This is a genomic window from Pseudoalteromonas phenolica, assembly GCF_001444405.1.
In the GTDB taxonomy this organism is placed as follows: domain Bacteria; phylum Pseudomonadota; class Gammaproteobacteria; order Enterobacterales; family Alteromonadaceae; genus Pseudoalteromonas; species Pseudoalteromonas phenolica.
Genome location: NZ_CP013187.1, coordinates 192,310 through 206,733, shown reverse-complemented (window position 1 = coordinate 206,733; position 14,424 = coordinate 192,310). Strand labels below are relative to the sequence as shown.

14 protein-coding genes are annotated in these 14,424 nt (G+C 42.5%); 10 read left to right on the top strand and 4 right to left on the bottom strand.

Going from position 1 to position 14,424, the window contains the following annotated elements:
• The first annotated feature begins 36 nt into the window (after positions 1-36).
• The 5 genes from cysD to cysQ are packed head-to-tail and all read left to right on the top strand — an operon-like array spanning position 37 to position 5,493.
• On the top strand, positions 37-936 hold the full coding sequence (gene cysD, locus PP2015_RS00975; RefSeq protein WP_058028504.1) for a sulfate adenylyltransferase subunit CysD: 900 nt from the start codon (positions 37-39) through the stop codon (positions 934-936).
• A complete protein-coding gene (gene cysN / locus PP2015_RS00970; protein ID WP_058028503.1) occupies positions 936-2,351 on the top strand; it encodes a sulfate adenylyltransferase subunit CysN in 1,416 nt (471 codons plus the stop codon). The genes cysD and cysN overlap by 1 nt, the downstream gene beginning before the upstream one ends.
• Positions 2,352-2,385: 34 nt before the next feature.
• Positions 2,386-4,110 (top strand): SLC13 family permease, encoded by a 1,725-nt coding sequence (locus tag PP2015_RS00965; protein ID WP_058028502.1) that lies wholly within the window; start codon positions 2,386-2,388, stop codon positions 4,108-4,110.
• A gap of 12 nt (positions 4,111-4,122) precedes the next feature.
• Positions 4,123-4,719, top strand: coding sequence for an adenylyl-sulfate kinase (cysC, locus tag PP2015_RS00960; RefSeq protein ID WP_058028501.1), 597 nt, complete (start codon positions 4,123-4,125; stop codon positions 4,717-4,719).
• Between the two features lie 3 nt (positions 4,720-4,722).
• Positions 4,723-5,493: a 3'(2'),5'-bisphosphate nucleotidase CysQ gene (cysQ, locus tag PP2015_RS00955; RefSeq protein ID WP_058028500.1), complete on the top strand. Its 771-nt coding sequence runs from the start codon at positions 4,723-4,725 to the stop codon at positions 5,491-5,493.
• A gap of 131 nt (positions 5,494-5,624) precedes the next feature.
• Here cysQ and PP2015_RS00950 read toward each other — a convergent pair whose 3' ends face one another.
• Positions 5,625-6,959 carry a tetratricopeptide repeat protein gene (locus PP2015_RS00950; RefSeq protein ID WP_058028499.1) on the bottom strand — a complete coding sequence of 445 codons (1,335 nt, stop codon included), beginning with the start codon at positions 6,957-6,959 and terminating at the stop codon, positions 5,625-5,627.
• A gap of 85 nt (positions 6,960-7,044) precedes the next feature.
• The gene (locus PP2015_RS00945; protein ID WP_227009212.1) at positions 7,045-9,774 is read right to left on the bottom strand and encodes a putative bifunctional diguanylate cyclase/phosphodiesterase; all 2,730 of its coding nucleotides are present in this window, start codon (positions 9,772-9,774) and stop codon (positions 7,045-7,047) included.
• A 143-nt stretch (positions 9,775-9,917) separates the two neighbouring features.
• Between PP2015_RS00945 and PP2015_RS00940 the strand changes: the two genes are divergently transcribed.
• Complete coding sequence (locus PP2015_RS00940; protein ID WP_237113196.1) at positions 9,918-10,799, top strand: extracellular solute-binding protein; 882 nt, start codon at positions 9,918-9,920, stop codon at positions 10,797-10,799.
• Here the strand turns inward: PP2015_RS00940 and PP2015_RS00935 are convergent.
• The gene (locus PP2015_RS00935; RefSeq protein WP_128724858.1) at positions 10,796-11,482 is read right to left on the bottom strand and encodes a hypothetical protein; all 687 of its coding nucleotides are present in this window, start codon (positions 11,480-11,482) and stop codon (positions 10,796-10,798) included. The genes PP2015_RS00940 and PP2015_RS00935 overlap by 4 nt on opposite strands.
• Positions 11,483-11,578: 96 nt before the next feature.
• On the bottom strand, positions 11,579-11,854 hold the full coding sequence (locus PP2015_RS00930) for a hypothetical protein (RefSeq protein WP_058028495.1): 276 nt from the start codon (positions 11,852-11,854) through the stop codon (positions 11,579-11,581).
• A gap of 170 nt (positions 11,855-12,024) precedes the next feature.
• Here PP2015_RS00930 and PP2015_RS00925 point away from each other — a divergent pair, with 170 nt between their 5' ends.
• From PP2015_RS00925 to PP2015_RS00910, 4 genes are all read left to right on the top strand, one after another.
• Positions 12,025-12,390, top strand: a complete 366-nt coding sequence (locus PP2015_RS00925; RefSeq protein ID WP_058028494.1) for an RNA-binding S4 domain-containing protein — start codon at positions 12,025-12,027, stop codon at positions 12,388-12,390.
• Positions 12,391-12,415: 25 nt separating this feature from the next.
• Positions 12,416-12,871: a PaaI family thioesterase gene (locus PP2015_RS00920; protein WP_058028493.1), complete on the top strand. Its 456-nt coding sequence runs from the start codon at positions 12,416-12,418 to the stop codon at positions 12,869-12,871.
• Between the two features lie 153 nt (positions 12,872-13,024).
• Positions 13,025-13,243, top strand: coding sequence for a hypothetical protein (locus PP2015_RS00915; protein ID WP_058028492.1), 219 nt, complete (start codon positions 13,025-13,027; stop codon positions 13,241-13,243).
• 63 nt (positions 13,244-13,306) lie between these two features.
• The gene (locus PP2015_RS00910) at positions 13,307-14,404 is read left to right on the top strand and encodes an NAD(P)/FAD-dependent oxidoreductase (RefSeq protein WP_058028491.1); all 1,098 of its coding nucleotides are present in this window, start codon (positions 13,307-13,309) and stop codon (positions 14,402-14,404) included.
• Positions 14,405-14,424: the final 20 nt, after the last annotated feature.

The following is a 14,424-nucleotide window of genomic DNA, read 5'->3' as shown; positions in this document are numbered from 1 at the left end:
GATTTTATTTTTTAATTTTTAAGTAGGACGACGACAATGGCTTTAACACACCTTCAGCAATTAGAAGCTGAAAGTATAAAGATTATTCGCGAAGTCGCAGCCGAGTTTGAAAACCCAGTGATGCTTTACTCTATCGGTAAAGACTCATCGGTACTTTTACACTTAGCGCGTAAAGCATTCTTCCCAGCGAAAATTCCTTTCCCTCTACTACACGTAGACACAGATTGGAAATTCCGCGAGATGATCGAATTCCGTGACCGCTTAGCAAAAGAATATAACTTTGACTTAATCGTCCACAAAAACCCAGAAGGCATCGCCATGGGTGTGGGTCCGTTTACGCACGGTTCAGCAAAGCACACTGACGTGATGAAAACACAAGGCTTAAAACAAGCACTAGACAAATACGGCTTTGATGCTGCTTTTGGTGGTGCGCGTCGTGACGAAGAAAAGTCGCGTGCAAAAGAGCGTGTGTATTCATTCCGTGACAAGCATCACCGCTGGGATCCTAAAAACCAACGTCCTGAGCTTTGGAACACCTACAACGGTCAGGTTAACCCAGGCGAATCAATCCGTGTATTCCCACTGTCTAACTGGACTGAGCTAGACATTTGGCAATACATCTACCAAGAAAATATCGAAATCGTACCATTGTACCTTTCTGAAAAGCGTCCAGTTGTTGAGCGCGACGGTACGTTAATCATGGTTGACGATGAGCGTATGCCATTAAACGAAGGCGAAGTGCCTGAGATGAAATCAGTGCGTTTCCGTACGTTAGGCTGTTACCCACTAACTGGTGCGGTTGAGTCAGAAGCAAACACTCTGACTGGCATCATCGAAGAAATGTTGCTTTCTACCTCTTCTGAGCGTGAAGGCCGAGTAATTGACCATGATTCATCAGGTTCAATGGAGAAGAAAAAACGTGAGGGGTATTTCTAATGTCTACGGCAAATGAAGTAAGAGAATTAGGTATCGACGCTTATCTAGCGCGCCAACAAGACAAAAGCCTTTTACGCATGATGACTTGTGGTAGCGTAGATGACGGTAAATCAACGCTTATCGGTCGTCTATTACACGACAGTCACCAAATTTATGAAGATCAGCTAGCAGCACTTCATAAAGACAACGAAAAAGTGGGTAACGCAGGTGAAGAGCTAGACTTAGCACTGCTGGTTGACGGTCTACAAGCAGAGCGTGAGCAAGGTATTACCATTGATGTTGCGTACCGTTATTTCTCGACGGCGAAGCGTAAATTCATCATTGCGGACACACCAGGACACGAGCAATACACACGTAACATGGTAACGGGTGCGTCTACGAGTGACTTGGCTATCATCTTAGTTGATGCGCGCTACGGTGTGCAAATTCAAACTAAGCGTCATAGCTTTATCTGTGATTCATTAGGTATCAAGCAGTTCGTTGTTGCCATCAACAAGATGGACATCGTGGACTTTGACGAAGCCGTATTTGAAAAAATCAAAGCTGACTACTTGAAGTTTGCTGAGCAGTTAAACGTATCTGACATCAAGTTTGTGCCTATGTCGGCGCTTAAAGGTGACAACGTCGTAACGCGTTCTGAGCACACACCGTATTACACAGATAAGCCATTGCTTGAACTACTTGAAGATTCTCCAGCAGCACAAGCAAACACAGACTTTGAAGCACGCTTCCCTGTCCAGTATGTTGTGCGTCCTAACCTTGATTTCCGTGGCTTCCAGGGCACGTTAACATCGGGCTCACTAACAGTTGGTCAAGCGGTAAAGGTATTACCATCTGGCAAGCAATCTAGCATCAAAGAGCTCGTGACCTTTGACGGTAACTTAGAGCAAGCGCAAACAGGTCAAGCATTCACAATTACATTAAACGATGAAGTTGATGTAAGCCGTGGTGATGTGATCGTGCCTGCTGACTCAACAGCTGCTGTAACAAACCAAGTACAAGCAAAACTTGTCTGGATGCACGAAGAGCCATTAGTACTAGGTAAGAGTTATAACTTCAAGCTAGGTAGCAAAAACACTGCTGCTATCGTGAAGAAGATTGACCATACCATTGATGTAAACACCTTAGAGCAAGGTCAAGCTGACAGCCTGCAGTTAAACGAAATTGCGATTGTGACGCTGGAGCTGACTGAAAGCATTGTGGCTGATGTATATCGCAACAACCACGAAACTGGCGCATTCATTCTGATCGACCGTCTATCAAACCTGACGATTGGTGCAGGCATGATTGAAGCATTACTTTCAGAGCAAGCAACACAAAACTCAGAGTTTAGCGACTTTGAAGTTGAGTTTAATGCCCTAGTTCGCAAGCACTTCCCGCACTGGCAAGCGCTTGATATTACCAAGCTTAAATAAGCTGTTTATGCCTGTTATGTGGAGCTAAAGCTAGATGTACGAACAGATCATATTAACAGGCATTATGCTGGCATTGGTGGGTTGCCTCTTTGGCACTCGCCTAAATCCAGCTTGGTTATTTGTCGGTGCCATTGGCACCGGCTATTTAACGGGTCTCATTGAGTTAGAAGAAATGTTAGCCAACTATGCTAACCCGTCTCTTATTACCCTTATTCTGTTGATCTTGGTGTCGATTGCCATCGAGAAAACAACCCTAGTGCAAGGCCTTGCACAATCGTTAGCAAAAGGCAGTCTTTCTAAATCGGTGATGAAGCTTGGCTTATCCACTGCGTTTTTATCGTCTTTTACTAATAATACCGCAGTGGTGGCGTCGTTAATTTCAGCGATAAAAGATAGCCCAACCCACTCGCCTTCCAAATTATTATTACCGCTGTCTTATACCGCCATTTTAGGCGGCACCTTAACCCTTATCGGCACCTCTACAAATTTAATCGTCAATGGTTTTGCCGTTGAAGCGGGCATGCAACCATTGGGCTTTTTTGATTTTACTTTAGTGGGCCTAGGCGCACTCAGTGTCGGCCTGATCACCATTATCGTGCTACTGAAGTATTTACCTGATCACGGTAAACAAGACCAAGAGGTGGTGCCTTTTTATCTTGAAGGCAAAGTCGAAGCTGGTTCAAAACTGATTGGCCGCACCGTAGAAGAAAACGGTCTGCGTGATTTAAAAGATTTATTCTTAGCTGAAATCATTCATGGTGACCGCCGTATTTGTGCCGTGACGCCTCAACAAGTCATTCAACAAGGCGACATCTTATTATTTGTTGGCGATATAAAATCAGTGCCTTTATTACAACGTTTTGATGGTTTGAAAATCGTCCATGACAAGCATGAAAAAGACGTTGAACATTTAGTTGAGGTGGTGATCAGCCAGTCATCTCGCTTTGTCGGTAAAACTGTCAAAGAGGTGCGTTTCCGTGAACAAGTTCACGCAGCCGTCATTGCTATCCGCCGTGGTCATGACCGATTACAAGGGGGTTTAGGGCAAGTGCGCTTACAGGCGGGTGACTCTCTTATTTTGGCACCGGGCTCAGAGTTCTATCAGTTGCCTAACTTGAAGCGTGAGTTCGTTTATATATCAGGCCTTGATTTACAAACCCATCTTAAGTCGAAAAAGTCTAATTTGGTATTAGCGGGTTTTGTGGCCGTTATCGGGTTAAGCATTTTTGATGTGGTACCATTGGTTAAAGGGTTACTGGTATTTTTAATCGCGCTATTTGCGATGGGCGCAGTAAAAGTGACAGAGCTAAAGCGTCGCTTCCCGATTGAACTGCTTGCCATTGTCGGTAGTGCCATTGGTTTGGCCAAACTCATGATAGACACCGGACTGGCATCACAAATTTCAGATGCGCTGTTTTATCTGCTTGGCGACTTCGGCCCTTATGGCGCTTTTATCGCTATTTTTGTGATGACCGTGATTTTCACGGAACTCATTACCAATAACGCAGCGGCAGCACTTTCTTTCCCTGTGGCCTTTGCACTCGCCATTGGTTTTGATGTGAGCCCATTACCTTTTGTGATGGCAGTGGCATTTGGCGCATCGGCGAGTTTTATTTCACCATTTGGCTATCAAACCAACCTCATGGTGTACAGTGCAGGTAACTACCGTATTAAAGACTATGTTACGGTCGGCTTACCGCTTTCAATTATTTATTCAATCACGGTGTTGACCTTAATACCGCTGGTTTTCCCTTTTTAAATAGGTGATGCAATGGATGAAAATATCGTTTGGCATAACTATGCCGTAAACAAGTCACAACGCAGCGAGCAAAAAGGTCACAAACCAGTGATTTTATGGTTCACCGGTTTTTCAGGCTCAGGTAAAAGTACCGTTGCAGGCGCATTAGAAAGTGCCCTTCACCAGCAAGGCGTGCACACTTACCTGCTTGATGGCGACAACGTGCGCCATGGTTTATGCAAAGACTTAGGCTTCAGCGATGAAGACCGCGTCGAAAATATTCGCCGTGTTGGTGAGCTAAGCAAGCTTATGGTAGACGCAGGACTTGTGGTACTCACCGCGTTTATCTCGCCATTCCAAGCTGAGCGCGACATGGTACGTAACCTTGTCGGTGACGGTGAATTCATCGAAGTCTTTTTAGATACGCCGTTAGATGTCTGTGAGCAACGCGACCCGAAAGGCTTATACAAGAAAGCGCGCGCAGGTGAAATTAAGCACTTCACGGGCATAGATTCTGATTACCAAGTGCCTGTTAATCCTGAGATCCGCATCGATACCAGCGCGAATAGCCTTGAACAATCAGTACAACAACTGGTAGCGTATCTGAAAGACAAGCAAGTAATTGGATAAGTAATGAATCAAACGGATCTGTTAGAAGAAATTTTACAACTGAGCGTTGAAGCAGGCGATGCCATTATGGGCATCTATGCTAAAGACTTTAATGTTGAATATAAAGAAGATGAAAGCCCTGTGACCGATGCGGATCTGGCTGCACACAAAGTCATTGCGGCTGGCTTGCAACAACTTACCCCCGATATTCCAGTATTAAGCGAAGAAAGTGCTGGTATTGATTGGACAACACGTCAAACTTGGAACCAATATTGGCTAGTTGATCCAATTGATGGCACCAAAGAATTCATTAAAAAGAATGGCGAGTTTACCGTTAATATCGCGCTTATCAAAGCTGGCAAACCTATTTTAGGCGTGGTGCACGCACCCGCTTTAAATGTCAGTTACCTTGCTGCAGAAGCCGTCGGTGCATTCAAGCAATGCGACGAAGCACGTATAGAACTCAAAGTCACTCAGAAAGCCAATACTGGTCTTATCAAAGTGGTGGGCTCTCGCTCACACCCATCACCTGATTTAGCCGCTTATCTTGAGCAGTTTGATGATGTAGAAATGGTACCGAAAGGCAGCTCACTAAAACTTTGCCTAGTCGCAGAGGGCGAAGCAGATATTTACCCGCGTTTAGGTCCTACGTCTGAATGGGATACAGGTGCAGGTCATGCTGTGGCAGAAATTGCAGGCGCGACCATTACCCAAGTTGATGGTTCAGCACTGACGTACAATCAAAAAGAAAGTTACCTCAATCCTTACTTTATCGTATCGAGATTAGAGGCTTAAACTTACTTGTTGGACTTATGGAACAAGTTACTCGTACGAATGATTCGCCCGAGTGACTCGTCCGATTAGCTTGGACAAGTTAAATAAAAAAGCGAAGCACTTTTGAGTAAGGCTTCGCTTTTTTAATTGTATTAAATTCCGTAAAGCACCTGCATCGCTTTATAGTCCACACCAAATGTTTGCTTAGCCCAACGATTCACAAAGTCATTATCAGGTTCAATCTGAGCACAGCGTAAAGCCTGCTCAGCGACAAATGACTGATTAACCATAGAGCAATACCTTTGCTGCCAAAGTTTATTCAGATCACTACTAAAGTCAGTACTTAATTGCGTTAAGTGCTGCTCAAACTTTTGCACCTGATTGATATAATCAGCACTGAGTGGAGCGACATCAGCTTCTGCAAACTCAATATTATGACTGCGGGTGAGATTATCATAAGAGCCTGATTCACTATTCGATAAGCGCAGTCCCAGCAAATTACCCGAATAACTTACATTCACTGAATAGGTTTCTTGATGCTCTTTTAGCTGATAGGCAAATGCCTTTTCAACATCCGTTGCCAGCTTATTATTTACATCTTTTGGATCCGGCTTAAGTTCAGTAATCACATATCGCTTTTCGACTTGTCGATGAGCTGTTTTTTTCCTGTATTGAACTTTACCTTCTAAGGTAAGAAGTAAAGTATCAGCTCCTGCATGACTAAACCATGGACTAGATTGAAAGGCTTGTTCCATATCAGCTTGTGCATTTCTTAACACATAGCGATGGCCCTGAGCATCTGGTGTATTAAAGCGTTCACGTTTACTTACTTTTAAACCAGTAAATCTTGATTTGTCAGACTTATCTAATGTGAGAGTTACGGGCTGTTGCCACAGAGCACAGTATCGCTGAGTCAACTCATGTAAATAAAAACGCTGGCCTTGAACCTGCTTTGCCAAAGCTAGGCATTGTTGTTTGCCAGCTTTATTTAAAGTGCTTCTGTATTGCTGTAATTCACCTTTAAGCTGCGCATTGGCAATTAAATTACGATATTCATGCTCGAACCACTTAAATGGATCTGGTTGTGATAAGCCTGCAAGTTGTTTAGCTTCGGTTTTTAACCAGCCCTCAACTGCTTGCACTTCTTCACGCTGTGTCGCTGCCTGCGCGCCCATCGTCTCAACATGCCATTGATTTTGACTAGCAAGTAAGGACTCTAGTTTACTGGCTGCACCTCTATAGTTTGCCCCCAAGCGCAACATACGCACTTCAATTAAACCCCGATCGATAATTTTACTGCGGGTTTCAGCAAGGCGTTGCTTTGCTTCTACGTCTTCAGGGTCCTCTAAAAGCGCTTTTTCGTAGAATTCTGCAGCCTGTTGGTACATGCCTTGACCATACAACTTGTCACCTTTTTCCACTAAGCTGGTGCAGGCTGAGAGCAGTAGCGCAGCCACCAGCCCGATAGATATCTGTGATACTTTCATTCTCTTCCCTTTATTCTAGCCAAACTGATCGCTAAAAATCGTTCTCTACAGCGCAATATATATCAGCCTATATTGAATGCCCAGTTTAACTGACTATGGCTAACCTTTGCTGAGCACACAATGAACTGGCGTCATCTATATTTAATGGGCGACTCATATAGTATCCTTGGGTTTGTTGACAGTGTAATTGCATGAGAACGTCTAACTGCTCTGGTTGCTCAATACCTTCGGCTGTGACAACCAAATTAAAGCTTTTTGCAATTGCACAAATAGCTTCTATTAATTGCCTTGGTTTTTCACCACTCTCTATTCCTTCTATGAATGCTCTATCTATTTTAAGACCGTCAACGGGTAAATGGTTTAAGCGCGCCAAGCTTGAGTAGCCTGTGCCAAAGTCGTCAATATAAATACCGAACCCTTGCTCATGTAGTACTTCGAGTGGCTCTATAAGATTATCTTCGGTTGCCATCATCGCAGACTCAGTTAATTCAATTTTGAACTGCTCAGGCTGCAATGCTGAGTGCGTAAATTGTTGGGTCAACCAAGCCATAAATTGCGGGCTCTGTAACTGCAAAGGCGAAACATTCACACTCATAAAAATAGCACTATCACTATGGCGTTTCATAAAGGACATCGCCTTTGCAAAAACCCACTGACCGAGCATAGTGATCTTGGCACATTCTTCTGCGATAGGAATAAATTCGGCAGGACTCACAAAGCCCAAATTTGGACTTTGCCACCTTAGCAAAGCTTCGAAACCTTTTAATACTTTGCCATGCTGACAAAAGATTGGCTGGAAATTTAAGGCCAGTTCTTGATCTAAGTTTATATCTTGAAGTGCGCGCTCAATCTCAATTTTGCGCGCAGCCTGACATGCAATGTCTCGGGTATAGATATGAAACGCATTTTTGCCGCGTTTCTTCGCCTCATACATCGCGATATCGGCATCATGTAACAGTTTTTCAGCTTTAACATTAGTACAAGGCGTTGTGAATGTGCGCACACCGATACTGCCACTTACGCTATGTGTATGTTGTTTATAAGTAAATGGTTTGCGGATCTCTGACAACATATCTTCAAGTATGCCTTCAAGTGGCCTATCTAAATTTTCTAAGTCAAATAACACAGCAAATTCATCACCACCTAGGCGTGCAATATCTGCAAAACTACCAAGTAATAATTGCATACGGCCTGCAAACTCCACCAGCAACTTATCACCAGCCAAATGCCCCAAAGTATCATTTATCAATTTAAATCTATCTAAATCGATATAGAGCAAAATAAAAGTCTTCCCTCTACTCTCTCTAGCCTCATCGACCAACTTCAAAAATGCCAAACGGTTAAGTAAGTCAGTTAAATTATCATGGCGTGCTTTATACTTAAGTTGTTCGTTGAATAACTTATCTTGGGTGATGTCTGTGATTCTGCCTTCATACAATACGGCATCTGGATGATGTAACCAATGTCCGCTCTGCCTCAACCATATCGTGCCATGTTGCTCACTGCGTGCTAACCAGTCTAACTCTTTGTGCTGCTGTTTATCAGAGACGACTTGCTGCCATAAAACTTTCACCTCTTCATCGAGTATAAAATCTTCAAGTAGAAGTTTATCAATCGGTGTAGCTTCACCCATTAATAGCTGTTTAAAAGCCGGGTTTGCTTCGATGATCTGTCCTCTATGATTTAAAACAAACAGACCTTCTCGACTATTCACAAACAAACTTTTATATTTTCGCTCTGCAACAACCTGTTGTTGTAAGGCCTGTAGACGTTTATCAGATTCTCTTAATATCTTTTGATTCGCTTGATCTAGACTGGCAGTTCGCTCTATGACTAAATTGTTGATGGTTTGATTTCGGTTGGCCAATGCTCTTAGCTGTAACCACACTAAGATTCCACAAATACTAGCAACAAAAACAAAACCAATAATGATAAGTTGCCGACTGGTCAACAAGTTAGGATTTAGTTGTTTCTTTGTATAAAGCTGCAATGTTAAAGTATGACCATAAAAATCTACTGCTCTAGATACTTTAGGTACTAGCTCAGCGAGCCGATAAGCATCTTGCCAATCACTATTAAACACAACACGCTTATCTGCTAATACCCTCAGATGCTGCTGAGTATTTTGATACACTTGTCCAAATAGGCCTTCTAGCAATAACGAAAGTTCAAAACTCAAGCCTATCGCAGTTTGTAAGCCAAACTCTTGTGGGCGAGGTAAAATTAAGCTCCATTTGTTCCCATCTTCCCAGCTAAGCGTCTGCAATGTTTGGCTATCAAAAAGCGTTTGGTTAAAAGTTGCTTTGGTTACACAGCTTTCACCTAAGGTGTGTCCATAGTCTGCTAAAGGGGCAGCATTGACGATAGTAAAAAAGCTATCTTCTGGTGAGTCTAACTCTGGTATCTGCACTCTAAAGTCAAATGAGCCACTTTCTTGATATAGCTTTTCAAGCTGTGCCACATCAGAAGTAGTAATGGCATGGTAAACCTCTAAACTAATCGGTAGTTCACTATTAGATAACTGAGAATGTGCAACTTGGTGAAACAGAGACTGTGTCGATGTCGCTGGTAAAAACGCATCTATGGCATAGATTAGGTGGCCTAACTGATCCAGTTTAGAGTTGAGCTGATACTCATATTGAACTAATTGCAAATCTGCGCTCTGCGCTTCTTGTTTGTGGTAATACTCGTTTACCACGGCACCTACATAGGCCATCAAACAAATAAAGAGTCCGCAATAAATCGTCCCTGATTGTAATGGTGAGCGCAAAAAAGAAATAACTCGGGTCACTATAGACATCGTATAAAAAAGCACTGTATCCTATATAGAACCGATAATAATTCTTATTTGCAATGAAGAAAAGCTTTCTTTTTATTTTATCCCTATTTGTGGGACAAACAACCGCTGTATACGCTCAATCACCGCAAATTAATATTTATTCCTTTCGTAAATATGAATTGATCAAACCGGTACTGACTCAATTTGAAGCCGAGTCTGGTATTAAAGTAAATCTAGTAAACGGTAAATCTAAGCGATTGCTGGCGCGTTTAAAGCAAGATGGGGAAGCATCTCAAGCAGATGTAATTCTAAGCTCTGATCTCGCTCAGCTTCATAATCATAAGGATTTGCTACAGCCTATTGAGCGTAGAGCAACGTGGCAAAATATAGCTAATGAACTCTATGATGAAAACGGATACTGGGTGAGTATTTCAATGCGAACCCGAGCGCTATTTAGCCTGACTGAAAAAGCATCATTAGCCATACCAAAAACATTTGCAAAGCTAGACCAAACAGAATACCAAAGCTCCCTATGCATTCGGGATTGGCAACATAACTACAATGCAACTTTAACCGCTGCATTACTAACTACAAATAATAGAAAAGACAGTGACTGGTTAAAGCTCGGTAATAAATTATTAGCCAAACGACCAAGTGGTGGAGATCGCGACCAATTACGAGCATTAGCAAAAGGGCACTGTAAACTCGCCTTTGCCAACCACTACTATTGGCATATGATGAAGCGCGCTGATAACAAACGTGACCAAATGCTAGCAAAAAAATTAAGCATTCATTTCTTACAAACTGAAGACGGCCTCACACCAGTTTCTACCACTACAGCCGCCATCGCAAAACACGCTCCGAACAAACAAAATGCGGAGAAATTTATCGCTTTCTTATTAACGCAAAAAGCCCAAGCAATTTATGCGCAAAGCTTACACGAATTTCCGGTACTGAATGACATGATGGCCAGCCATGTGCCTTTCAAACCCAATCTACCGGCCATAAAGCAGGGTCTACTGCGTTTGGCTGATGCAAATAAGTTATTGGCAGAACATTAATCAGCAAATATCGCCTGCAGGTCGCAATTGAATAAACTAAACGAGTAGGTGCGGTGTCCTAATACTTCATAGGTTACCGCTGGCTTGTAGCCCTGTAATGTTCTAACTTGATGTTGTTTAGCTTGATACGCTTGCTGTTGATATGTGCCATCATCAAAGTGCCTTCTTAGCGTCAAAAATGGTTCGCTAAACTCCCACTCTAATTTTAAGCCCTTTATATCAACTGGACTGTTCATCGCTGTCCATTGACCGTTAGTTTTAATATTAATTTGAAAGTCTTGATCACCACAGTTATGGGCAAACAGCAATTCAGGTAATACCCGCTCTGAGTAAGCACTCGGAAAATAGAGGCCTAGATTACCTCTCGTATAATAATGCCCTGTATGACTAAATACTTGGCTATCAAACCTATCGAAGCCCATACCTTTGACGATACGTTCAACATTTTGAATATAAGCCTCTGTCACATCGCCAGGAAAATAGAGTAAGTGTGGCGTACTATACTTGTCAGGCGTAGCTAGCTGAGTAAATTCATAGTGTATTTTATGCTGCTCAAACTGTTGCTTTAGTTGAAAACGCTGTGTATCGGATAACCCTTCATGATAAATATGCACAACGGGTTGCTGGCAGGCTGAAAGCATCAGCACACCAATAATAGATGTAGAAAGGTGTTTATAATTCAATTGACTGGCTCCGTGCCTATTTTTTAGGCCAGCCTACATAACATGCCTCTAGGCTGTCAATTACTGCGACTAAAACGCCCAGAAAATTACTTTCAATTAATGCGCCTTTGAAAGCCAACTCTGAACTGAATTACGTGGGTATAAAACTTCTTTAAACAATTTGTGTTGTTGATGCTCAAGGCCTTTTTCATGGCTTGGTAATCCTGCCAACACTTTATTATGATGGGCATTAAATCGTGCCACCAAACTGAGACCTGTCTGACGAAATAACTCTTTAGACTGCATTAAATACATTCTTACATCATCTGCGGTCATTAGCCCATTGGCTTCTAGGTTCATTAGTTCACGTCTTAACTGACTTCTTACACCCATATCTACCCTACTCCTAACTCTTTAAAAGCGACGCGCAAGTTACCCGTTATTTGCTGCAGAAAAATGACAAGCGCCATAAAATATATGACAGAATTGCTCGTGAAAAAGTTTCGTCATTCATCTCAACTAAGCGTTATACTGTCGCAAAGACGATTTTTAAGGTTAGCAATATGTCTGACTACGAACCTGAATACATTGAAATTGAACTAGAAGAAGAGCCTATAGAGCTATGTAACCTATTAAAAGTGCTAGATTTAGCCGAAACTGGCGGTCAAGCAAAACAGCTGATCGCCGATGGTTATGTAGGTGTAAATATGGAACTATGCACTGTTAAGCGTAAAAAAATGTACTCTGGTGACAGCCTACATTTTAATGGTGAAGATTTTTTACTGACTTTGGCTGAGGGCGTTACTCCTGCAGTAAAGGCAGAGCCTACGCCACCTATAGAAGAAGCCCCTACTAAACGCAAACGTAGCCGTAGCCGTAAGAACAAAAAAGACAGCGATACTGGTCGCCGACCTATCTCTTTTGGTTAACCCCCTAAATAAACAGGTATGTAAAATGTCTATTTGGTACCACCCCATTACACTTGAGTTATGCCAGAAACTAGATGCAGGTTTACATGGCAAAGGATCCCTAATGAAAACTTTAGGGATCGAAATTTCAGAAATTGGTGATGACTACCTAGTAGCAACCATGCCTGCAACAGCCGGTCATCATAACCCAATTGGTATGGTGCATGGCGGCGCAAATGTCGCCCTTGCAGAAACTGTCGCCAGCTACGCCGCAAATTTTGCTGTCGACTTTGAACAGTTTTATTGTGTTGGCCAAGAAATAAATGCCAATCATCTCAAGGCGTCTCGTAATGGTACTCTAACTGCCACAGCAAAACCGCTGCATTTAGGTAAGCGCACCTCTGTATGGGAAGTCAAAATCACCAATGCAAAAGGCGAATTGTGCTGTATTTCACGTATGACAGCTGCGGTTATTGAGCGCGCAAACAAGTTGCCGGTTTAAATCGCAACTTAGCCATCTCAACTACACATGACCTGTTTAATATGCTTTGTTTGATTTAGCACAACAATATCTAGTGTAGTTTATCGCGCACTACTGTTTTACAAGTTAGGCTCTAATTACCTCCTAAGTGGAGCATGTATTTGGAGCCTAGTTATGACCTCTCAAAAACAGATAAAATTGCTAAAAGTCTTCATCGTAATTGGTTTAATCCTGATCATGGCGGGCCACTTTATCATTAGCAAAGAATGGTTAATCCATTTAGGGCCACTTGGTTTTATCATAGGCGCGTCTTGTATTGCGATTGGCTTAATTTGCTCATTACCCACTAAGATTTACCTCACTATTTTGCTGATGAAAAATGAAGAGCACTAATCACTGACAACGGATCTCTCTGCTTGTTAAAATCATGGCATATTAGGTTAAGAGCATGATGTTTTGGATAAAGTAGAAACCTTAGTGATTGGCGCTGGCGTCGTCGGTTTAGCAATCGGTGCCGAGCTCAGTCAATCACAAAATGTATTAGTGATTGAACAAAACACCCACTTTGGCGAGCATACATCAAGCCGTAACAGCGAAGTCATCCACGCTGGTATTTATTACCCCAAAAATAGTTTAAAAGCGTCGCTCTGTGTGCAAGGTAAAGCACACCTTTACAAACACTGCCAAGCATTTCATGTGCCCGTCAAACCCATTGGTAAAGTATTAATTGCACAAAACCATGATGAAGCAGAAAAGCTCGAAGCCATACGCCTACAAGCACTTAACAATGGCGTTGATGACCTAGTCTGGCTTTCAAAGCAATCACAACCAAACTATGCACCCGATCTTAATCTATGCGCGGCGCTCTACTCTCCTTCAACTGGTATCATTGATAGTCACCAGCTGATGTGCTCTTTCATCACACAGATTCAGCAAAATCAGAGCCTATATGTTGCAAACACACGCTTTGTGAAAGCCGTACCGGATGAAAATGGGTTTGTGGTCTATTTAAGCTGTAATGGCGAAGAAATGCAGTTACATTGTAAGAACCTTATTAATACTGCGGGGCTATTTGCACAAGATATTGCGCACCACATTGAGGGAATTAATCACGCTTTAATTCCTGAGCTTCGTTACTGCCGAGGCCAATACTTTACCTACCAGGGTAAACACCCATTTAAACATCTTATTTACCCCGTACCTGAACAGCATGGCCTGGGGATCCATGCCACTTTGGATATGGCTAATCAACTCAAGTTTGGCCCTGATACCGAGTTTATCGATAGCCTGAATTATCAAACTGACGCAACACAAAAAGCCAAATTTGTGTCGGCTATAAAACGCTACTGGCCCTACTTAGACGAAACCAAGCTACATTGTGACTATGCGGGTATTCGCCCTAAGCTCACTTTAAGCGGTCAACAAGATTTCGTCATTCAAACCGAGCTGCAACATGGTATTACGGGTCTAGTAAACTTATTTGGTATTGAGTCTCCCGGACTCACAGCCAGCATGGCCATTGCAAAACATGTCAAAAACGCGATGCAAACATAGAATTAAAATAAAAAAGCTTA